Raw genomic sequence first — 20169 nt, 5'->3', positions numbered from 1 at the left:
GTATAAAAATTATGGATATTAAAACATTTGTATTTGAGGTTAATAGATTATTACCTTCCACAGATTTGATTATAAGGAGGAATTTAGAGAAAGGAAGAAGTTTATCGGAAAAAGATGCTTTAGAAATAAAGCAAAGACTATCCTTGGAGTACTCGGATAATGGTCAATATGCAGATAAAGTAGATGAATTAATTTATAACACAAATATTGCTATTCTTAGTATTGGCAGCATTAATTTTTATACGGAAACTGTGATAGAGAATAATAGATATAAGAATTTCGGGGCATACTACGATCACTATCATTTGTACATTGATACAGTGACATTGCAAATAGTAGCTAAAGAAAGTTATACTGATTCGATAAAGGTAGAAGTAGTTGCTTCGTCTTTAGATCAATTTCTTGAATTTCTGATTCTTTATCAAGAATATGAGTGGGACTGGAGTTATAAGATTGGTTTAAGGGAGGATTTTAAAGAGAGAATAAAGCAAATTGTGACAGGTGGATTCTCAAAGAAGTGGATAAATACATTAATGCAAAGCATAGAATTAGGCTAATAATAAACAGCACTGGTTTTGATTGATCGGTGCTGTTTATTTATATTTTATCAATATGAGGACGTTAATATCGTTATCTTCCCTCAGTAAGATGATTAAATAACTAGTCAGAACCTCGGATGGAACCTTTGCAGCGTATCCCTTAAAAACTCCCTATCCAGATGAGTATAAATCTCCGTGGTAGTAATACTCTCATGCCCCAGCATTTCCTGTACCGCCCTTAAATCCGCCCCACCCTCCACCAAATGGGTAGCAAAAGAATGCCGGAAGGTATGCGGCGACACCTGTTTAGTAATCCCCGCGGCTGCCGTTAGCTCCTTGATCACCAAAAAGATCATCACCCGGCTAAGGGCACTGCCTCTGCGGTTCAGGAAAAGTGTATCCTCAAACCCTTTCTTCACCGGCACATGTACCCGGATCTCTTCCATATAAATATTAATATACTTAATAGCATCCCTTCCAATAGGCACCAGCCTTTCCTTATCTCCTTTGCCGATTACCCGTATAAACCCTGCATCAAAATGAAGCCTGGAAATATTCAGGTTCACCACCTCGCTTACACGAAGCCCACAGCTGTACATGGTTTCTAATATAGCCCGGTTGCGCTGACCCTCCGGCGTGCCGGCTTTGATCTGGCCGATAATACTTTCTATTTCCTCAAAGCTCAGTACATCGGGCAGTTTGCGGCGGATCTTAGGTGCTTCCAGCAGTTGCGTGGGATCATGTTTCAGCAGGTCTTCCATCATGAGGTAGCGGTAAAACGCTTTGATGCCGGAAATGATGCGGGCCTGGGAAGTAGCCGTCATGCCCAGTTGTGCAATCCATTGCGCACAGCCCTGGAGCTCATCCAGCGTTACCTGTTCAGGTGGTATTTTACGGTCGTGGGCCAAAAGATACTGCTCCAGTTTCTCTACATCCCGTATATAAGCCAGTACAGAATTGGCGGACAGCGAGCGCTCCAATTGCAGGTAAGCAGTAAAGCCTTTCAGGTATACGTTCCACATGGCGACAGCAAAGATGATGTTTATAAGCAAATTATAACGTAAATTTCCAGACCAGTGAGCAATTATATATAATTTTTACTTTAATTAATTAGATGTATTAATCGTATGGCCCCATAATTTTGAATTCCATTTATGCTTTATGGCTATTAATTAGAAAAAGTCGAAGAAAATCAACCATTCTTTTACTATTTTTATCGCCGCCCAGAAAAGGGGTTTTCCCTTATTTTCGCATACAATTTTAACTCAAACGCATACTTATTTAACATACCATGCCGGACATTCCACTTCAGAAGATACAGAAATTATTGGTAGCCAACCGGGGCGAGATTGCAGTCAGGGTACTGCGGGCAGCAGCAGAACTGCGTATACGGACAGTCGCCATCTTTACTTACGAAGACCGTTATTCCCTGCACCGCTATAAGGCGGATGAGGCCTACCAGATAGGCAAGGATGACGAGCCCCTTAAACCTTACCTCGATATTGAAGGCATTATTCACCTGGCCAAAGAGAACCAGGTAGACGCTATTCACCCGGGTTACGGCTTCCTGAGCGAGAACGTACAGTTTGCCAGGCGCTGCCGGGAGGAAGGCATCATCTTCGTAGGGCCCACTCCTGAAGTGATGGCGCAACTGGGCGATAAAGTGGCCGCCAAGACCCTTGCCCGTGCCGCCGAGGTTCCCCTGATAGAAGACAGCCAGGTAAAGCTGGACAGCGTAGCCATTGCCCTGCAGGAAGCTATCCGTATAGGGTTTCCCGTTATGCTGAAAGCGGCCGCCGGCGGCGGAGGCCGCGGTATGCGCGTAGTGCATGATGCCAGCTCGCTGGAGAAATCATTTACAGAAGCGCGCAGCGAGGCTGCCAAAGCTTTTGGTGATGATACCATCTTCATTGAGAAGTTCATTGAAGAGCCCAAACATATAGAAGTGCAGCTGATGGGGGATAACCACGGCAATATTGTCCATCTCTATGAACGCGACTGCTCCGTGCAGCGCCGTTTCCAGAAAGTGGTGGAAATAGCGCCCAGTCCCAACCTGCCGGAGGAAACACGGGAAGCTATATACGAATATGCGCTGCGCCTGGCCCGCAAGGTGAACTATAACAACGTAGGCACCGTTGAGTTCCTGGTAGACCGCAACAATAATATCTACTTTATAGAAGTGAACCCCCGTATCCAGGTTGAGCATACCGTTACGGAGGAGGTAACGGGCATCGATATTGTTCGTTCGCAGATACTGATCGCCCAGGGCCACCAGCTGAGCGATCCGGAGATCTTCCTGAAAGGGCAGGAGGACGTAAAGCTGAATGGTTTTGCCGTACAGTGTCGCATCACCACAGAAGACCCGGAGAATAATTTTACGCCTGATTACGGCACTGTGATCGCCTACCGCAATGCCGGCGGTTTCGGGATCCGCCTGGATGAAGGCAGCACCTACTCCGGCGTGAAGATCTCGCCCTTCTTCGATTCCATGCTGGTAAAGGTGACCGCCTGGGGCCGTACGCTATCCGGGGCCGCCAGCCGCCTGCACAGGACCCTGCGCGAGTTCAGGATCCGTGGGGTGAAGACCAATATCCGCTTCCTGGAGAATGTGATCACGCACGATACCTTCCGTAAAGGCAACTGTACGGTAAGCTTCATTGATAAACACCCGGAGCTGTTCAAGCTCTCGCAGATTCGGGATCGTGGCACCAAAACCCTGCTATACCTGGCAGATGTAACGGTGAACGGGCATCCCGACGTGAAAGTGAAAGATCCGAACAAACGCTTCCGCATTCCACAGGTGCCGGGTGCTAATCGTCTGCAGCCATTCCCTGAAGGCAGTAAGGACCGCCTCGGGAAAATGGGCCGTGATGAATTTGCCCGCTGGCTCAGGAACGAAAAGCCGGTGTATTTTACAGATACCACGTATCGCGACGCACATCAAAGCCTGCTGGCCACCCGTGTGCGCACCAAGGATATTATGGCCGTGGCGGAAGGATATGCGCGTAATAATCCGCAGCTGTTCTCTATGGAAGTATGGGGCGGCGCTACCTTCGACGTATCTATGCGCTTCCTGCATGAATGTCCCTGGAAACGCCTGCAGCAGATCCGCGCAGCGATGCCCAACCTGCTGCTGCAGATGTTGTTCCGCGGCTCTAACGCGGTTGGCTACTCGGCGTACCCGGAGAACCTCATTGCCAAGTTTATCGAAAAGAGCTGGGAGAACGGTATAGATGTGTTCCGCATTTTCGATTCCCTCAACTGGGTAGATGCTATGTCACCCAGTATCCGCTTTGTGCGGGAATATACGCCAGCCCTGGCGCAGGCGGCCATCAGCTATACCGGCGATATACTGAACAAGGATAACAGAAAGTACACGCTGCAATATTATATTGACCTGGCCAAACGCCTGGAAGATGCGGGCGCCCATATGCTGGCGTTAAAAGATATGGCGGGCTTGCTGAAACCGCAGGCTGCTTCCGTATTGATCAGCGCCCTGCGCGAGGCAGTACAGCTACCGGTAGTGCTGCATACGCATGATACTTCGTCTGTACAGGCGGCCACTTACCTGAAAGCCATAGAAGCCGGTGTGAACGTGGTGGATTGCGCCATTGCTTCCCTGAGTGGGCTAACCTCCCAGCCCAACCTGAATGCCATGGTGGCTATTATGCAGGGCCATGAAAGAGGACAGGCCATGAACCTGGCGTCACTCAATGAATACAGCAATTACTGGGAGGATGTAAGGGAGTTTTATTATCCCTTTGAATCTGATATGAAAGCCGGTACCGCCCAGATCTATGAGAACGAGATCCCCGGCGGCCAGTATTCTAACCTGCGCCAGCAGGCAGAATCACTGGGACTTGGCACACAGCTGGAGACCATCAAGAAGAACTATGCAGTAGTGAACCAGTTGTTTGGCGATATTGTGAAAGTAACGCCCAGCTCCAAGGTGGTGGGTGATATGGCGCTGTTTATGACCGCTAATAGCCTTACAGCTGAAGATGTGCTGGATGAAAGCCGTAACCTGGCTTTCCCTGCTTCAGTAGCCGGTTTCTTCCGCGGTGATCTGGGGATCCCTTACGGCGGTTTCCCGGAAAAGCTGCAGCGCATTGTGCTTAAAGGAGAAAAACCGCTGAACGGCAAGCCTAATGAGCATTTGCCGCCGGTAGATTTTGACAGCGATTTTGCCACCTTCCAGCTGAAATACCCGATGGCAGAATTCCTGGATTATCTCAGCTATCATATGTTCCCGAAGGTGTTTGATGAGTATTATCATCATGCGATGGTATACGGCAACGTAGAAGCCATTCCCACACCTGCATTCTTTTACGGACTGAGGCTGGGAGAGGAGATCCTGGTAACCCTGGGTAAAGGCAAGACCATTATCGTGAAGCTGCTGTATGTGCAGCCGGCAGACGAAAACGGCATGCGCACCGTGGTATTTGAGCTGAACGGTTACACCCGCCGCGTACAGGTAAGAGATCATTCTGTGGCCAGCCTGGTGCCGGTGAACAGGAAGGTGAATAATCCTGAACTGGAGATCGGAGCGCCCCTGCAGGGCAAGCTGTCCAAACTGCTGGTAAGGGCAGGAGATGCAGTGGCCAGCAATACACCCTTGTTCATTATCGAGGCCATGAAAATGGAAACCACGGTAACAGCCACACGCAACACAAGGATCAAAGCGATACATCTGCCAGAAGGCACCATGGTACAGCAAGACGACGTGGTGGTGGAATTCGGCGACTAAGCTTGATAATAATATAAGTCCATCAAAAAGAACGAGGCCGTCTCACTGTTGAGACGGCCTCGTTCGCTTATAAATAACAGTCTATTCGTTCCTTAGAATTTCTCCAGGCCGCTGAAGAAGAAGCTGCCTTCGATCTCAGCATTCTCGTCAGAATCGGAACCGTGAACGGCGTTACGGCCTACTGATTCTGCATAGAGCTTACGGATAGTGCCTGCTTCGGCGTTAGCCGGGTTGGTAGCACCGATGAGCTTGCGGAAATCTTCCACTGCATTGGCTTTTTCCAGGATGGCAGCAACAATATGACCGCTGCTCATGAATTCAACCAGTTCGCCGTAGAAAGGCCTTTCTTTATGCACCGCATAAAATTCGCCTGCTTTCTCAGCAGATAACCTGGTCATTTTGAGTGCTACAATACGGAAGCCGGCGGCGTTTATTTTTTCCAGTATTGCGCCAATATGCCCGTTTGCTACTGCATCAGGCTTGATCATCGTAAAAGTTCTGTTGCCCATATATTTTTTAAGTTCCAAAGTTTAAATTCCAAATTCCAAACGGCAAGGATGAATATCCTGAATCCTTATTGGGGCCCAAAGTTCAAATTCCAAATCCTAAATTCCAAATCCTGGGTTCTAATTTCCTGTCGGCAGCCTCCAAGCCGGTTTTTTGGAACTTGGAATTTGGAATTTGGAATTTTATAAAGAACTTCGCACTTCGTTTTTAGTTGACACATAACAATATTTTAACATCCGCTTAATCTTGGTATGAAGCCGATCGAAGAAATCAAGCCTTTGCTGGAAAGCCCTAAGAAGGTGGTGGTCACAATGCATCAGAAACCAGATGCAGATGCTATGGGCTCTTCATTGGCGATGTACCATTACCTGCGCCAGAAGGGACACGAAGTAACCGTTATATCTCCTACTAATTTCCCGGATTTCCTGAAATGGATGCCCGGGGCCGAGGGGGTCCTGGACTTTGAGTCCATGCAAGACAAAGCCATGAGCGCCCTGGAAGGCATTGACTTGCTGTTTTGCCTGGATTTCAATGCATTGTACCGCACCAAGACCATGGCGCCTTACCTCGAGCAGCTGAAATGCACTAAAATACTGATAGACCATCATTTAGAGCCTCAGCCGGCATTCGATTACGGCGTCAGCGATACGGCGGCATCCTCTACCGCCCAGCTGGTTTACGAAACGCTTTATAAATTGGGAGAAGAGCAGTATATTACTACCGAGATAGCACAATGTATTTATGCGGGTACCATGACAGACACCGGATCTTTCCGGTTCGCTTCTACTTCGGCCAGGGTACACCGTATGGTAGCAGACCTGCTCGACCGTGGTTTGAAACATGAGCTGATCCACCAGGCCATTTACGATAATTTCCTGGAAAACCGCCTCCGTTTTATTGGCCACAGCCTGTTGCACCGCATGGAAGTATTCTATGAATACAATACCGCCATGATGGCGATACCCTATGCCGACCTTAAGCGCTTTGACCTGCAGACCGGAGATACAGAGGGCCTCGTGAACTTTCTGCTGTCAATACAGGGTATCAAGATGGCTGCCCTGATCATAGACAGAAGAGAAGAAATAAAACTATCTTTCCGCTCCAAAGGCGATTTTGACGTGAATACCTTTGCCCGTAAATATTTTGAAGGCGGAGGCCATTTCAACGCCGCCGGCGGCAGAAGCTCGGACACGCTTGAAAAGACCGTACAGCGTTTTATAAAAGCAGTAGAAGAGAACGAGGATTTGTTACAATAGCTTTTTACCTATTAATACGTATAATACTCAGAGATGAAAAGAAACAATCAGTTACTTGTAGCAGCTTTAGGCGTGTTCATGGCCAGCTGCGGTACCGGCGGTGTCAAGAAAACACCCAATGGTGTGGAATACACCGTACACAAATCGGGCAGCGGTGCGCAGCTTAAGCTGGGCGATACGGTGCTGATGAACATTACTCAGCGTTTGAACGATTCCGTTCTGGCAGAGTCCCGCAAACTGGTGGGCGCTCCCGTACCGGTGCTGATCCAGAAATCAGTGAACAAGTACGATCTGATGGAAGGCCTGGCCCTGCTGAAAGAGGGTGACAGCGCTACTTTCGTTATTCCCTGGGATTCATTGCCTGAGCCTCGTCCGCCGTTTGGTAAAAAAGGCGACAAGATCAAGGTAACCTTTGCCGTTGAAAGCAAATATTCTGCGAGCCAGCAGACTGCCAAAGACGAAAAAGAAATCAAAGAATACCTGGATAAGAACAAGCTGAATGCAAATAAAACAGCGGAAGGCGTATATGTTGCAGTAAGCCAGAGCGGTTCAGGCGACAAGCCGCATGCAGGTGATACTGTATTTGTACACTACACCGGCAAACTGCTGAACGGCAAAACCTTCGATTCCAGCCTGGATTCTACCATGAGGCCCGGCATGCCGCTGGAACCCATTAAGTTCCCTATCGGCCAGGGTTTTGTGATCAAAGGATGGGACGCCGGTATCAGCGCGCTGAACAAAGGTTCCAAAGCTACACTGGTAATTCCTTCTGCACTGGCTTACGGCTTACAGGGCAGTCCCCCGGCTATCCCCGGCAACTCTGTACTGGTATTCGACGTACAACTGGTAGATGTTAAACCAGGTAAAGCTCCTGCTGCACCTGCACCTGCTCCCGCTAAGTAATAGCTGACGCAGTTTCAAATAACAAATCCCAAATTCCAAAGAGCGGAGACATCCGCGAAGATCTTCTGGAATTTGGGATTTTCTTTTTGGAATTTCTTCCTACACTTCACCATCCACCAGCACTTCGTACATCTTGATCTTCAGCTCTTCCAGCGAAACATCCTGCACCAGCTTACCATCCTGCGCGTAAGAAATAGCGGCCCTTTCTTCAGATACTACGATGGCCAGGTTATCGCTATGCTCTGTAATACCCACAGCAGAGCGGTGGCGCAGGCCAATGCGGGTAGGCAGGTTAGGATTATCGGAAACCGGCAGGATCACTTTGGCGGCCAGGATCCGGTTACCTACAATGATGAGGGCTCCGTCGTGCAGCGGACTGCCTTTCGCAAAAATGCTCTCAATTAATTTAGCGCTGATGTTACAGTCCAGCGAGATGCTGCTGGCGGTATCAAATTTCACCCTGTGCGTAGTAGCCAGCACAATGAGGGCCCCGGTGTGCCTGGCAGAAAGGTGTGCCACGGCGGTAACTACTTCGTTGATGATATTTTCCTCTTCGCGATAGCTTTTAAACTTATCCGGCATAAACAGCTTGGTGAAAAAGCTGTCTTTGCTAAGCGGTGTTTTTTTACCCAGCACCAGCAGGAATTTGCGTATCTCCGGCTGGAATATGATGATGATGGCAATGATGCCTACATTAATGAAGTTCTGCAGAATATTGGTCAGTATGGGCATACCCAGGGCCTGTACAATAAAGTAGGCCAGCCATACCATGAGCAGTCCCACAAAGATGTTGAAGGCCAGGCTGCCCTTCAGGAGCCTGTATAATTGTATGACCAGGAAAACAACAATGAGCAGGTCCAGTATATTCAGCCAGTTAAACCTATTACCGTAAAATTGAAACATATCCATAGCCGTAAAAATAGGAAATGATTGCTATATGAACCGAAAATCCGTTTATTCCTCAGCTGTTGCTGATATACTGCCATATCCTGACCGCCTCTGCGGCGGGTTTCACGTCATGTACGCGGAGCAGGTGAACGCCTTGCTGTAAGGCCAGTGTATGGATCACCGTGGTACCGTTAAGCGCTTCTTCCGGTGTGGTGCCCAGGAGGCGGTAGATCATGGATTTACGGGATACGCCTGTCAGCAGGGGACATTCCAGCACCTCGAACAGTTGCAGGTGCCGCAGCAGGGTATAGTTGTGGGCCATGGTTTTGCCAAAACCGAAACCGGGGTCTATGATCACGTCATCAATACCGGCGGCCCGGCATTGTCCAAGCTTTTTAATGAAATAATCAAGCACTTCCTGCACGACGTTATCATATTGCGGGTCTTTTTGCATGGTAAGGGGCGTGCCTTTCATGTGCATGGCAATGTAGGGTACCTGCAGGCGGCCGGCGGTAGCCAGCATGCCGGGATCCATTTCGCCGGCACTGATGTCGTTAATGATGGCTGCGCCTGCCTGTACGGCCCTTTCTGCCACGCCGGCATACCAGGTATCAACAGAGATCACCGCTCCGGGAAACTGGTTAATAATTGCATGTATGGCGGGCAGCAAACGGTCGGTCTCTTCCTGTTCACCTACCGTGGCAGCGCCGGGCCTGGTACTTTGCGCGCCCAGGTCCAGGATGCCGGCTCCTTCGGCCAGGTGGCGTTCCGCCTGCTCCAGTACATGATGCAGGTGCTTGCTGCGGCTGGCCGCGTAGAAAGAATCATCCGTGATATTGATGATGCCCATGATCACGGGTGTGGAAAGGTCCAGCAGTTTGCCGCGGCAGTTAATGGTATATGGCGTTAATTTCATTCCCACATTTTTCTTTATTTTGCCCTGCAAATTAAAATTTATTGCCTTAATAACGATCATGAATAAAACCAACGAGCAGTACCAGCGGGCCATAGCAGCATGTAAGGATATCTTTATCAAAAAGACCAGGGATTATGGCACTTCCTGGCGTGTGCTAAGGCCGATGTCGGTTACAGACCAGATCTTTATTAAGGCGCAGCGGATCCGCACCATCCAGGAGCTGGGCACGCAAAAAGTGGACGATCATATAGACGGAGAGTTCCGCGGTATTGTGAACTATGGCGTGATCGGCCTGATACAGCTGGGCCAGAAAGATAACAGCAACCCTTACCAGGACCTGCCCGTAGAAGAAGTATCCCGCCGTTATGATGAGCAGATCAAATTTGTACAGCAGGTCATGGAAGATAAAAATCATGACTACGGAGAAGCCTGGCGGGATATGAGCCAGGAATCATTCGTTGATCTTATCCTCACCAAGCTGCTGCGCATCAAGCAGATCCTGCGCAACGACGGTAAGACCCTGATCTCTGAAGGCATTGACGCCAACTATGTAGATATCATTAATTATGCCTTGTTTGCGCTCATCAAAATTGAGGAAGGCTGTTAATTAATAATTAATAGTGAATAATTAATAATACGGCAATACAGTTATCAAGCCTGATACCATTCCTACGATTATTCACTATTAATTATTCATTATTAATTAATTTCAACCCTATTATCATTATTGGACCATGAAAATTATCCTGAACCTATTTAGAATACTGGTAGGCGTTCTCTTCATCTTTTCCGGCCTTATCAAGGCCAATGATCCTTTAGGGCTCAGTTACAAGATGGATGAGTTCTTTGAGGTGCTTCACCTTACTTTCCTTTCGCCCTATTCACTCGCGTTCTCCGTGATCATGAATATATTCGAGATCGTAGCCGGTGTGGCAGTGCTGATCGGCTACCGAATGCGGGTCTTCTCATTCCTGCTGCTGCTGCTGATCTGTTTCTTCACCTTCCTGACTGCGTATGCGCTGTTCAGCGGCACCATCAAGGAATGCGGTTGCTTTGGCGACTGTATCAAGCTAAGCGCGGAAGGCACTTTCTATAAAGACGTAGTGCTGCTGGTGATGATCCTGGTGATCTTCTTTTACCGTAACCGTATACAGCCGCTGTTCCGTAATATGGCTAACAACATCATCATGGTGATTGCCCTGGTGTTTGCAGCCGGCGTACAGTGGTATACGTTAAATCACCTGCCTTTTGTGGATTGCCTGGCTTACAAGGTAGGCAACAATATCCCGGAGAAAATGAAGCTGCCGCCCGGCGCACAGCCGGATGTGTATGAGACCATGCTGGTATATGAGAAGAACGGCGAGCGCAAAGAGTTTACCATGGAGAACTATCCCTGGTCTGACAGCACCTGGGTGTTTGTAGACCGTAAGGATAAACTGGTGAAGAAAGGCAACGCGGAGCCAGCTATTAAGGATTTCATCCTGACTGATTTTGACGGGGCCAATCTCACGCAGTCCATCCTGACGGAAACCAAGCCCGTATACCTCTTCCTGGTGCTGAACACCACCAAAGCAGGCAAGGGGTGGGATGATAAGATGAAGGCGCTGCAGCAGCGGGAGCAGAAAGGTGAGATATACATCTATGGCGTTACCGCCTCCGGCAAAGAAGCGGTGGATGCTTTCAAGGCGCAACACGGCCTGCAGTTCCCTTTTGTGCAGATGGACGGCACTGCTATTAAAACGGCCGGCCGCAGCAATCCCTGCCTGATACTGGTGGAGCAGGGAACCATCAAGGGAAAATGGCATTATAACGATATACCCTGACATGCATTTTTTACTGAGGAAAACAGGCTACGGATTCTTAGTACTGCTCGGCGTAGTAGTGCTGGTGTTCCTGTTGTTCAACGTATTGCCCGGCGATCCTGCCCGCCTTACACTGGGACAGCGGGCAGACGTAGCCTCCCTCGAAAATGTGCGGCGGGAACTGCACCTGGATCAGCCTTTGCCCATGCAGTTCCTGCTGTACCTGAATGATCTTTCTCCCATAGCGGTGCATACCGAACAGGAAGCCCGCGAAAAGCTGCGCTATGTGAAGGTCATGCATCTGTCAGATGCCAAAATACTGGTGTTGAAAACACCTTACCTGCGGCGTTCCTACCAGGGCAAAAAAGACGTGTGGGAAATACTCACCGAGGCCCTGCCGGGCACTTTACTGCTGGCGGTAGCGGCCATGCTGTTCGCCACGGTCGCAGGCATCGCCCTGGGCGTTCTCTCCGCCGTAAAACAGCACACCTGGATGGATACCAGCGCGGTATTTGCGAGTGTGCTGGGCATATCGGCGCCTTCTTTCTTTACCGGCATTGTGCTGGCCTACCTCTTTGGTTTTGTGCTGAGCAGCTATACGGGCCTGCATATGACCGGCAGCCTGTTTGATGTAGATCCCTTTGCCGGCCGTATACTGAACCTGCGTAACCTGGTGCTGCCGGCTATCACCCTGGGCATCCGCCCCCTGGCCATCATTGTGCAGCTGACCCGCAGCGCCATGCTGGATGTACTGAACCAGGACTATATCCGCACCGCTTACGCCAAAGGCCTGGGCCAGCGGGCAGTGATCTGGAAACATGCGCTGCGCAATGCGCTGAACCCGGTGATCACCGCCATTACCGGTTGGTTTGCAGAGCTGCTGGCAGGAGCATTTTTTACGGAGTATATCTTTGGCTGGAAGGGGATTGGCAAGGTGACGGTAGACGCACTGGAAAAGTTTGATTTCCCCGTATTGATGGGCGCCGTATTGTTCACGGCCGGCATCTTCGTGATCATTAACCTCCTGGCAGATATATTATACAGCATTGTAGACCCCCGGATCAGGTTGTAAGTCCCTGAATCATCCGATGAGTACCAACATCAGATAAAAAAGTAGCAAAACAGCGCTTCCCGTTCCTTTAAATTTGAACCGTTTATAACATGTTATGAACCGGTGCGGGCTCCGCTGATTCTTTCCCTCTGCTGATAGGGTGTAAGCGGGCCCGCTTTTTTTATTGGCCGCTTTCCCTTATATTCGTAAAGAACGATCCGAAGAACCATATTTAAAGCCGACACAAAGCAAGCAGCATCTGAAACCCTTTATTCATAAAAACCCGTAAACAGTAACACCCATGAAAAAAATGAGAACCCTTCTGATGGCGGTAGCCATTACTGCAGGTATTGGCGGCGCGGTAGCTGCGAACTCCCAGGCAACCCCTACGTTGTACTACAAGGCCAGCGATGGCAATTTCTATCCCGCGGGCGTGGAAAATTATGACTTCGTATGCGAGTGGGCGCATTTCAGCACCTGCACATACACCTATAACGCATCTACCGGTACTTATCAGGAGTATAAGGGCGGTAAAATACTGTGGCTGAGATAATTGCTAAACACTGTTTTAGTCTCCCCCTGATTAACTATGGTTGAGTTCCTGTTCCGGTTTAGTCCCGGGACAGGATTTTTTTTAATTTTCTTGTAACAAAGGTTTTCACTGGTCGTCTTCCTTATATAAAACGGCACTCATCATTGTTATGTCTTTAGAACTGTTTCATTCCCAGGTACTTCCCATCAGGCCAAAGCTTTTTCGCTTTGCTTTCCGCCTGTTGAACAATGAAGAGGATGCCAAAGACATCATCCAGGATGCGCTGCTGAAGGTATGGAATCAGCAGGAGCGCATGCCGGAGCTGCAAAATATGGAGGCCTGGTGTATGCGCATTGTGCGCAACCTGGCGCTGGACCGGCTGAAATCGAAGAAATACCGGAATACCGAGGGACTTGACAGGGCAGGGGAGGTACACGCCGTTCACCAGCAAAGTCCGCACCTGGCGGCTGAGCAGCAGGATGTCATGGGCCGGGTGCACGGCATTATCAACGCCCTCCCCGAAAAGTACCGCACCATTATCCAATTGCGGGATATGGACGGCTTTTCCTACCAGGAGATTTGCGACATCCTGGAACTGACGCTGAGCGAAGTAAAAATTAACCTGCACCGCGCCAGGAAATCAGTGCGGGAGCAATTACAAAATCTGCATGTATATGGATTACAATAAAATAAGAGCGCTGCTGGAGAAATATTGGGAAGCAGCAACATCCCTGGAAGAAGAGGCGCAGCTGCGTGAGTTTTTTGTAACGCATCAGCATGCACTGCCGGAAGACCTGCGTGAAGCGGCGCCGCTGTTCCGCTACTATCAGGTGGAAATTGACCGTGAGCTGCCAGCAGCACCGGAAGCACGGGTAGTGCCCATCAGTAAGGCCCGGCCCTGGCAGCATTGGATGAAATATGCCGCCGTGCTGCTGATCATGGCAGGCATCGGCTACAGCATACAGCAGCAGCGGGTCAAGCATGATCAGCTCATTGTAGCGGATTTTGGAGAGGATACCTATAAGGATCCTGAACAGGCCTACAAAGAAACACAGAAAGCATTGCAGCTGCTGGCCAGGAACCTGAACAAAGGCACTGAACAGATGGAAAAGCTCAGCTACTTCAATGAGGCAACCGATAAGGTAAAAGCGGTAAGCTACTAGCTGCAAGCTTCAAGTGGTATGCTGGCTCTTTTTGTACAAGGCTCATTTTAAAACCTAAATAAACATACGCTGCAACGGCTTGTAGCCAGCAGCTCAAAATCAGAAAGATGAAAAAGCTAACATTCATGCTGATGCTGGCGATGGCCACTCAGCAATTATCTGCACAAAGCGTAATAGACCGTTTCTTTGAAAAGTATGAGGACGACCGTTCTTTCACCCTTGTAAGCGTTACACCCAAGATGTTCAGTATGTTCAGTAAGCTGGATATCAATACCGGTGAAGGGCAGCAGTTCATGTCTGTTGTAAAGAAGCTCAAAGGCCTGCGTATCCTGGCCAAGGAAGATGCAACAGACGGCAGCAAACTGTATAAAGAAGCCGCTGCATTTCTGACCAAAGATTTTGAGGAGCTGATGACCGTGAGAGATAAAGAGAATGACCTCAAATTCCTGGTAAAGGAAAATGCCAAAGGTAATATCTCTGAGCTGATCATGCTGGTTGGTGGCAACAAAGAATTTGTAGCTATGAGCCTGGTTGGCGATATCGATCTGAATGAGATCTCACAGATCGCCAGCAACATGAACATCCAGGGAATGGATAATCTCAAAAAACTCAAGAAAAACGACAAACAATGAAACGTTGTATCCTCCTCTCTTCCTTCCTGCTCTTAGGCGCCATACCCGCACTATGCCAGCAAAAATACCTGAAGTCCTTCCAGCGCGAATACTATGATAAGGCCACCACTTTCAGGATGGGACTGGGTTTCCTGATAAAGATCGGCGGCAATTTTATCCCTGCCAGCGCTTTTGACAATGAAGATGGCGCTATTATAAAACGTATGCTCCGCAAGGTAAGCAGCATGAAATTATATGTGATCAGCGCAGAAGATAGCGAGACGATCGATAGTAAGGATGTGCGCCGGCTACAGCAAACACTGATCCGCAAATCAGGCCTGGAGCCCTTGCTGGAAGTGCGTGATAAGACCAGCTCTGTTTATATGCTGAATAAAGGAAAGGGAGATGAACTGGGCAATGTAGTGATGTTGATCAAAGAAGAAAAGGAACTGGTGATGCTGCATTTCCATACCAGTATGCTGATGAGCGATATACAGGACCTTATAGACCGTTCCGTCGCGAAGAATGAAAAAGCTGCGCAGTAATTACTTAATGATCACTTCCCGTACTGCCGGTTCTCCCAGCATTTCATTCACCAGCTTTATGATCTTGTCTTTAGCGTAGTTCAGCTCCTGTTTCAGTGGCGCCACATTGGTAGTGATGATCAGTTTTGCATCTATCAACTGGATGCTTTCCGTATACCTGGCGATGGTCTTTCCCATCAGCTGCTCCCAATTTTCCTGGATACGTACTTCCATCATCCGCGGCTTCAGGCGGCTCTTATTCATATATTCCCGGAGTGCATCTCCTATTGAACTGATTCCATGGCGCATGGGCCAAAGGTAGGAGATTTACTGCAACTCCATCTCGATCAATTGAAAATTTGCTGCGTTATTTTTGAACGCTTCCTGTAAGCGGGAGGCATGCGTATCCGTAATAAATACCTGTCCGTAATCAGGGCTGCTGACCAGCTGGATCAACCGCGATACCCTTTCCTGGTCCAGCTTCTCAAATACGTCGTCGAGCAGGAGCAGGGGAGGGAACTGTTTCTGTTGCCTGATCACTTCATATTGCGCCAGTTTAAGGGCAAAGAGAAAGCTCTTTCGTTGCCCCTGGGAAGCGCTGGACTTCATAGGATGACCATCCAGCAGAAAAAGCAGATCATCGCGGTGGATACCTCCGCTGGTACGCTGCAGCAGCATATCCTTATGGCGGTTAGCCCTAAGGAGCTGTGCCAGCGGTTGTTCCAGCAGTCCGCACTGGTACTGGATGTTCACCACCTCGTGTTTCCCGGCCAGGTAATCGTACAGCTGCTGTACATGTTGTATGAAAGCAGGTAAAAATTCCCGGCGTTTCTCGAATACGGGCACGCCGTGCTGTACCAGCTGCTGGTCAAAAATATCGAGCAGGGCATCCTGGCCGGCGCCCTGAACGGCAATGGTCTTCAGCAGGCTGTTCCGTTGCTGCAATACCTTATTATAGGTGATAAGGTGCTCCAGGTAGCCGGGGTAGAGCTGGGAGAGAAGGCCATCCAGCCATTTGCGGCGCTCTTCGCTGCCGCCGAGGATGATCTCGGCATCGTCAGGGGCAATGATCACGGCCGGGAAGCGGCCAATGTGCTGGGAGAAGCGCTCGTAGGCTTCCCCGTTCAGGGAGATCTCCTTTTTCCCATCTTTCAGGGTACAGACCACCCGGTTAAGCTGACCATCCCTTTGCAGCTGCCCTTCCAGGCGGAAGCCATTGGTATGGTACTGGGTGTTCTGTCCCTCATTACTACTGAAATAGCTTTTGGTGAAGCACAGATAGTAAATGGCGTCCAGGAGGTTGGTCTTGCCGCTGCCGTTGCGGCCGGTAATGCCGATAATGCGCTTGCCGAAACGGTAGGCCCGGTGCGTGTAGTTCTTGAACTGGGTAAGCGCTATGTCAGTAACAGATAACAAAAAGGGAATTAATTATTGATAAATTGTAATTTATAATTGTAAACCACAAATTTACAGGGATTTGTTACAGTTATTTAGTTTTTAGGATTTTCCTGTTATATTTGCGGACAAATTTAGAAATAGTGGCTACTAAAACAGAAGCGAAGACGAAATTCACTAAGGAAACGTACTTGTACTGGTATGAATTGATGCTCTTGCTGCGCCGCTTTGAAGAAAAGGCCGGACAGCTTTATGGTATGCAGAAGATCCGCGGTTTTTGCCACCTGTATATCGGGCAGGAAGCAATCGCAGCAGGCGCTATGACTGCTACCAAGCCTGAAGATAAATTCATCACAGCTTACCGCGACCACGCACTGGCGATCGCAAAGGGTCTGACTGCCAATGAATGTATGGCAGAACTGTATGGCAAGGCTACCGGTTGTTCTAAAGGTAAGGGTGGCAGTATGCACTTCTTCTCCAAGGAGAAAGGCTTTTTCGGTGGTCACGGCATTGTGGGCGCCCAGATCGGTACCGGTGCAGGCCTGGCTTTTGCCGAGCAATACCAGGGCACTGATAACGTAGTACTGTGTTTCTTCGGCGATGGCGCTGCCCGTCAGGGTATCCTGCACGAAACCTTCAACATGGCGATGCTGTGGAAACTGCCGGTGATCTTCATCTGCGAGAACAACATGTACGCCATGGGTACTTCCGTAGAACGTACTTCCAACGTATTGGATATATATAAACTGGCAGACGCTTACGATATGCCGAGCGATTCTATCGACGGTATGAGCTGCGAAGTAGTGGCGGAAGGCCTTGAAAGGGCGGTGAAACGCGCCCGTGAAGGCAATGGCCCTACCCTGGTAGAGATCAAGACTTACCGTTACCGCGGCCACTCCATGAGCGATCCCGCCAAGTACCGCACCAAAGAAGAAGTAGAAGATTATAAGGAGAAGGATCCCATCACCCAGGTGCTGAAGACCATCCAGAAGAATAAATGGGCTACTGACGCAGAAATCGAAGCGATCAACGAGAAGGTAAAGAATGAAGTAGAAGAATGTGTGAAGTTCGCAGAAGAATCTCCCTGGCCGGCCGATGATGAACTGTTGAAGGACGTTTACGTACAGCAGGATTATCCATTCATCGTGGACTAATATTGAAGCTATTAGCTACAAGCTGTTAGCCGTTAGCTGCTAAATGCTAATAGCTAACAGCTAATAGCTTTACAAATTACCTATGAGTAAAAACTGATAACAAACTAAAAAATGGCAGAAACCAAAAATAAAGCCGCTACACCAGAAACAACGCAGCAGGACTTCGATCTGCAAGGCTCTTTGCACAAGGCAGAGGACCTCTATAACAAGAATAAAAAAGTGATCAACATTGCCCTGCTGGCAGTGGTGGTGATAGTAGGCGGCTTCTTCGCCTATAACCGTTTCATCAAGGCCCCCAATGAAAGGAAGGCGCAGGAAATGGTATTCCATGCGCAGCAGTACTTTGCAGCAGACTCTTTTAAACTGGCGCTGAATGGCGACGGTAACAATTACGGATTTATACAGGTGATCAATAAATACGGCGGCACCAAAGCCGGCAACCTGGCCAAATACAGTGCCGGCGTGAGCTATATCAGGCTGGGCGAGTTCCAGAAAGGTATAGACCTGCTGAAAGATTTCAGCGCTAACGATAAACTGGTACAGGCCTACGCTTATGGTCTGACCGGCGACGCTTATATGGAGCTGAACAAAACAGATGAGGGTATCGAGTACTATAAAAAGGCTGGTCACTACAGCGATAACGAGCTGACTGCCCCCATGTACCTGTTCCGTGCAGGCCTGGCCCTGGAAAAAGCTGGCAAAGCACAGGATGCCATCGCTATCTACAAAGAAATCAAAGAAAAATATCCTCAAACCAACGAAGGTCGCGAAATGGACAAGTACCTGGCCAGGTTGGGAGAAGTAAGGGAATAAATACTTATGTCAATACATAACCAAACGTTATTGAATGATGCTGGCATTCTCCATTTAGAGGATGCCAGTGTTGTTATGATATATACCGAATGGAACGACGCTGTTACCAATGAGCTGGTAGCCGGTTGCGAACGTACACTGGAACGGTATAAAATCTCCCGCGTCACTAAACACCAGGTACCCGGCGCTTTTGAATTGCCTTTTGCCTGTAAGCAGTACTGGGAAGCCACCAAAGGCACCGGCAATCAACCGGGCGCGATTATTGCATTCGGATGCGTAGTGCGTGGCGAAACGCCGCATTTCGATTATGTATGTGATGCAGTTACTACAGGCATTACACAACTGAACCTCGAACTGCCCGTACCTGTTATATTTGGTATATTGACCGTAGATAATATGCAGCAGGCCACAGATCGCCTGGGCGGCCCTCATGGCCATAAAGGCGAGGAAGCTGCGATCACCGCACTCAAGATGATCGCTTTTCAGCGGGAGCTGGGAAAATAATAGCTACAAGCGATAAGCTTCAAGCTACAAGCTATAGGCTGTGTATTGTTACTATCTGTTGAAACTTATATTTAAGGGCAATTGCTTGCAGCTTGCAGCTGATGGCTTGCAGCTTTTAAAAAACTGATCAAATGAATGTACAGCTTTTCATACCATGTTTTGTAGACCAGCTGTTCCCCGAAACCGGATTTAATATGGTGAAGGTGCTGGAAAAGCTGGGATGCAACGTGAGCTATAACCCCAATCAGACCTGCTGCGGGCAACCCGCTTTTAACGCCGGGTATTGGGACGAATGCCGCTCTGTAGCCACCAAATTTGTAAAGGATTTCCGTACCTACGATTATATTGTCGCGCCCAGCGGCTCATGCACCGGTTTTGTGCGTAACTACTATGGTAAGCTGTTCGATAACTCAGCTGCACACAATGAAGTGAAACAGCTGCGCAAGAACATGTACGAGTTCACAGAATTCCTGACGGATGTACTGCATGTAACAGATACCGGCGCCACCCTTAACGGTGTAGGCACCTATCATGACGCCTGCGGCGCGCTGAGAGAGTGCGGTATCAAGCAGGGGCCCCGGCTGCTGCTCTCAAAAGTAAGAGGCCTGGAGCTACGGGAAATGAATGATTGCGAGGTATGCTGCGGTTTTGGCGGCACCTTCTCTGTAAAGTTCGAACCGATCTCCATCGGCATGGGCGAACAGAAAGTGCTGAACGCTATCGACAGCGGGGCGGATTACCTGATCTCCACCGACCTCTCCTGCCTCATGCACCTGGATGGATATATCCGTAAGCATGGGCATTCAATAAAAACCATGCATATCGCAGACGTGCTGGCCAGCGGTCTTTAAATTTTAAACTTAC

General features: G+C 49.0%; 22 protein-coding genes. 16 read left to right on the top strand and 6 right to left on the bottom strand.

Going from position 1 to position 20169, the window contains the following annotated elements; all coding sequences use genetic code 11:
• Positions 1–11: 11 nt before the first annotated feature.
• Positions 12–557, top strand: coding sequence for a hypothetical protein (locus ACR9Y8_RS02165; protein WP_481211581.1), 546 nt, complete (start codon positions 12–14; stop codon positions 555–557).
• 107 nt (positions 558–664) lie between these two features.
• Here the strand turns inward: ACR9Y8_RS02165 and xerD are convergent, their stop codons facing one another.
• Positions 665–1591 carry a site-specific tyrosine recombinase XerD gene (gene xerD, locus ACR9Y8_RS02160; RefSeq protein ID WP_481211580.1) on the bottom strand — a complete coding sequence of 309 codons (927 nt, stop codon included), beginning with the start codon at positions 1589–1591 and terminating at the stop codon, positions 665–667.
• A 239-nt stretch (positions 1592–1830) separates the two neighbouring features.
• On the opposite strand from xerD, the gene ACR9Y8_RS02155 reads away from it, so the two are divergent.
• The gene (locus ACR9Y8_RS02155) at positions 1831–5286 is read left to right on the top strand and encodes a pyruvate carboxylase (RefSeq protein ID WP_481211579.1); all 3456 of its coding nucleotides are present in this window, start codon (positions 1831–1833) and stop codon (positions 5284–5286) included.
• 92 nt (positions 5287–5378) lie between these two features.
• Here the strand turns inward: ACR9Y8_RS02155 and ACR9Y8_RS02150 are convergent, their stop codons facing one another.
• The gene (locus tag ACR9Y8_RS02150; RefSeq protein WP_481211578.1) at positions 5379–5795 is read right to left on the bottom strand and encodes a nucleoside-diphosphate kinase; all 417 of its coding nucleotides are present in this window, start codon (positions 5793–5795) and stop codon (positions 5379–5381) included.
• Between the two features lie 249 nt (positions 5796–6044).
• On the opposite strand from ACR9Y8_RS02150, the gene ACR9Y8_RS02145 reads away from it, so the two are divergent.
• Together ACR9Y8_RS02145 and ACR9Y8_RS02140 are read left to right on the top strand one after the other, a co-directional pair.
• On the top strand, positions 6045–7049 hold the full coding sequence (locus tag ACR9Y8_RS02145; RefSeq protein WP_481211577.1) for a DHH family phosphoesterase: 1005 nt from the start codon (positions 6045–6047) through the stop codon (positions 7047–7049).
• A 33-nt stretch (positions 7050–7082) separates the two neighbouring features.
• Positions 7083–7952 carry an FKBP-type peptidyl-prolyl cis-trans isomerase gene (locus tag ACR9Y8_RS02140; protein ID WP_481211576.1) on the top strand — a complete coding sequence of 290 codons (870 nt, stop codon included), beginning with the start codon at positions 7083–7085 and terminating at the stop codon, positions 7950–7952.
• A gap of 99 nt (positions 7953–8051) precedes the next feature.
• Here the strand turns inward: ACR9Y8_RS02140 and ACR9Y8_RS02135 are convergent, their stop codons facing one another.
• Both ACR9Y8_RS02135 and folP read right to left on the bottom strand, forming a co-directional pair.
• Positions 8052–8861 carry a diadenylate cyclase gene (locus ACR9Y8_RS02135; RefSeq protein WP_481211575.1) on the bottom strand — a complete coding sequence of 270 codons (810 nt, stop codon included), beginning with the start codon at positions 8859–8861 and terminating at the stop codon, positions 8052–8054.
• A gap of 52 nt (positions 8862–8913) precedes the next feature.
• The gene (gene folP / locus ACR9Y8_RS02130) at positions 8914–9756 is read right to left on the bottom strand and encodes a dihydropteroate synthase (RefSeq protein ID WP_481211574.1); all 843 of its coding nucleotides are present in this window, start codon (positions 9754–9756) and stop codon (positions 8914–8916) included.
• 58 nt (positions 9757–9814) lie between these two features.
• On the opposite strand from folP, the gene ACR9Y8_RS02125 reads away from it, so the two are divergent.
• The 8 genes from ACR9Y8_RS02125 (at position 9815) to ACR9Y8_RS02090 (ending at position 15460) form a co-directional block, all read left to right on the top strand.
• Complete coding sequence (locus ACR9Y8_RS02125) at positions 9815–10363, top strand: DUF1599 domain-containing protein (RefSeq protein WP_481211573.1); 549 nt, start codon at positions 9815–9817, stop codon at positions 10361–10363.
• Positions 10364–10490: 127 nt separating this feature from the next.
• Positions 10491–11579, top strand: a complete 1089-nt coding sequence (locus ACR9Y8_RS02120) for a BT_3928 family protein (RefSeq protein ID WP_481211572.1) — start codon at positions 10491–10493, stop codon at positions 11577–11579.
• A 1-nt stretch (position 11580) separates the two neighbouring features.
• Positions 11581–12630, top strand: coding sequence for an ABC transporter permease (locus ACR9Y8_RS02115; protein ID WP_481211571.1), 1050 nt, complete (start codon positions 11581–11583; stop codon positions 12628–12630).
• Positions 12631–12910: 280 nt separating this feature from the next.
• Positions 12911–13162, top strand: a complete 252-nt coding sequence (locus ACR9Y8_RS02110; RefSeq protein WP_481211570.1) for a hypothetical protein — start codon at positions 12911–12913, stop codon at positions 13160–13162.
• 148 nt (positions 13163–13310) lie between these two features.
• The gene (locus ACR9Y8_RS02105; RefSeq protein ID WP_481211569.1) at positions 13311–13829 is read left to right on the top strand and encodes an RNA polymerase sigma factor; all 519 of its coding nucleotides are present in this window, start codon (positions 13311–13313) and stop codon (positions 13827–13829) included.
• Positions 13816–14304 carry a hypothetical protein gene (locus ACR9Y8_RS02100; RefSeq protein WP_481211568.1) on the top strand — a complete coding sequence of 163 codons (489 nt, stop codon included), beginning with the start codon at positions 13816–13818 and terminating at the stop codon, positions 14302–14304. The genes ACR9Y8_RS02105 and ACR9Y8_RS02100 overlap by 14 nt, the downstream gene beginning before the upstream one ends.
• Before the next feature lie 107 nt (positions 14305–14411).
• On the top strand, positions 14412–14936 hold the full coding sequence (locus ACR9Y8_RS02095) for a DUF4252 domain-containing protein (protein WP_481211567.1): 525 nt from the start codon (positions 14412–14414) through the stop codon (positions 14934–14936).
• Entirely contained in the window at positions 14933–15460 is a 528-nt protein-coding gene (locus ACR9Y8_RS02090) for a DUF4252 domain-containing protein (RefSeq protein ID WP_481211566.1), read from the top strand. Before ACR9Y8_RS02095 ends, ACR9Y8_RS02090 begins: the two co-directional genes overlap by 4 nt.
• Here the strand turns inward: ACR9Y8_RS02090 and ACR9Y8_RS02085 are convergent, their stop codons facing one another.
• Positions 15461–15748 (bottom strand): DciA family protein, encoded by a 288-nt coding sequence (locus ACR9Y8_RS02085; protein WP_481211565.1) that lies wholly within the window; start codon positions 15746–15748, stop codon positions 15461–15463. It lies immediately after the preceding gene.
• An 18-nt stretch (positions 15749–15766) separates the two neighbouring features.
• On the bottom strand, positions 15767–16855 hold the full coding sequence (recF, locus tag ACR9Y8_RS02080; protein WP_481211564.1) for a DNA replication/repair protein RecF: 1089 nt from the start codon (positions 16853–16855) through the stop codon (positions 15767–15769).
• Positions 16856–16977: 122 nt separating this feature from the next.
• Between recF and pdhA the strand changes: the two genes are divergently transcribed.
• The 4 genes from pdhA to ACR9Y8_RS02060 all read left to right on the top strand — a co-directional run bounded on the left by pdhA (position 16978) and on the right by ACR9Y8_RS02060 (position 20156).
• Positions 16978–17988 carry a pyruvate dehydrogenase (acetyl-transferring) E1 component subunit alpha gene (gene pdhA, locus ACR9Y8_RS02075; RefSeq protein WP_481211563.1) on the top strand — a complete coding sequence of 337 codons (1011 nt, stop codon included), beginning with the start codon at positions 16978–16980 and terminating at the stop codon, positions 17986–17988.
• Positions 17989–18099: 111 nt separating this feature from the next.
• Positions 18100–18801: a tetratricopeptide repeat protein gene (locus ACR9Y8_RS02070; RefSeq protein ID WP_481211562.1), complete on the top strand. Its 702-nt coding sequence runs from the start codon at positions 18100–18102 to the stop codon at positions 18799–18801.
• A gap of 6 nt (positions 18802–18807) precedes the next feature.
• A complete protein-coding gene (gene ribH, locus ACR9Y8_RS02065) occupies positions 18808–19305 on the top strand; it encodes a 6,7-dimethyl-8-ribityllumazine synthase (protein ID WP_481211561.1) in 498 nt (165 codons plus the stop codon).
• Between the two features lie 131 nt (positions 19306–19436).
• The gene (locus ACR9Y8_RS02060) at positions 19437–20156 is read left to right on the top strand and encodes a (Fe-S)-binding protein (protein ID WP_481211560.1); all 720 of its coding nucleotides are present in this window, start codon (positions 19437–19439) and stop codon (positions 20154–20156) included.
• Positions 20157–20169 lie beyond the last annotated feature (13 nt).

Source organism: Chitinophaga sp. SVR4-12A, assembly GCF_056754765.1.
This window is presented reverse-complemented; position numbering and strand designations above follow the sequence as displayed.

Coding starts and splice junctions, on each gene's coding strand:
- ACR9Y8_RS02165 (WP_481211581.1), top strand. CDS start 12: ATGGATATTAAAACATTTGTATTTGAGGTTAATAGATTATTACCTTCC.
- ACR9Y8_RS02155 (WP_481211579.1), top strand. CDS start 1,831: ATGCCGGACATTCCACTTCAGAAGATACAGAAATTATTGGTAGCCAAC.
- ACR9Y8_RS02150 (WP_481211578.1), bottom strand. CDS start 5,795: ATGGGCAACAGAACTTTTACGATGATCAAGCCTGATGCAGTAGCAAAC.
- ACR9Y8_RS02145 (WP_481211577.1), top strand. CDS start 6,045: ATGAAGCCGATCGAAGAAATCAAGCCTTTGCTGGAAAGCCCTAAGAAG.
- ACR9Y8_RS02140 (WP_481211576.1), top strand. CDS start 7,083: ATGAAAAGAAACAATCAGTTACTTGTAGCAGCTTTAGGCGTGTTCATG.
- ACR9Y8_RS02135 (WP_481211575.1), bottom strand. CDS start 8,861: ATGGATATGTTTCAATTTTACGGTAATAGGTTTAACTGGCTGAATATA.
- folP (WP_481211574.1), bottom strand. CDS start 9,756: ATGAAATTAACGCCATATACCATTAACTGCCGCGGCAAACTGCTGGAC.
- ACR9Y8_RS02125 (WP_481211573.1), top strand. CDS start 9,815: ATGAATAAAACCAACGAGCAGTACCAGCGGGCCATAGCAGCATGTAAG.
- ACR9Y8_RS02120 (WP_481211572.1), top strand. CDS start 10,491: ATGAAAATTATCCTGAACCTATTTAGAATACTGGTAGGCGTTCTCTTC.
- ACR9Y8_RS02115 (WP_481211571.1), top strand. CDS start 11,581: ATGCATTTTTTACTGAGGAAAACAGGCTACGGATTCTTAGTACTGCTC.
- ACR9Y8_RS02110 (WP_481211570.1), top strand. CDS start 12,911: ATGAAAAAAATGAGAACCCTTCTGATGGCGGTAGCCATTACTGCAGGT.
- ACR9Y8_RS02105 (WP_481211569.1), top strand. CDS start 13,311: ATGTCTTTAGAACTGTTTCATTCCCAGGTACTTCCCATCAGGCCAAAG.
- ACR9Y8_RS02100 (WP_481211568.1), top strand. CDS start 13,816: ATGGATTACAATAAAATAAGAGCGCTGCTGGAGAAATATTGGGAAGCA.
- ACR9Y8_RS02095 (WP_481211567.1), top strand. CDS start 14,412: ATGAAAAAGCTAACATTCATGCTGATGCTGGCGATGGCCACTCAGCAA.
- ACR9Y8_RS02090 (WP_481211566.1), top strand. CDS start 14,933: ATGAAACGTTGTATCCTCCTCTCTTCCTTCCTGCTCTTAGGCGCCATA.
- ACR9Y8_RS02085 (WP_481211565.1), bottom strand. CDS start 15,748: ATGCGCCATGGAATCAGTTCAATAGGAGATGCACTCCGGGAATATATG.
- ACR9Y8_RS02070 (WP_481211562.1), top strand. CDS start 18,100: ATGGCAGAAACCAAAAATAAAGCCGCTACACCAGAAACAACGCAGCAG.
- ribH (WP_481211561.1), top strand. CDS start 18,808: ATGTCAATACATAACCAAACGTTATTGAATGATGCTGGCATTCTCCAT.
- ACR9Y8_RS02060 (WP_481211560.1), top strand. CDS start 19,437: ATGAATGTACAGCTTTTCATACCATGTTTTGTAGACCAGCTGTTCCCC.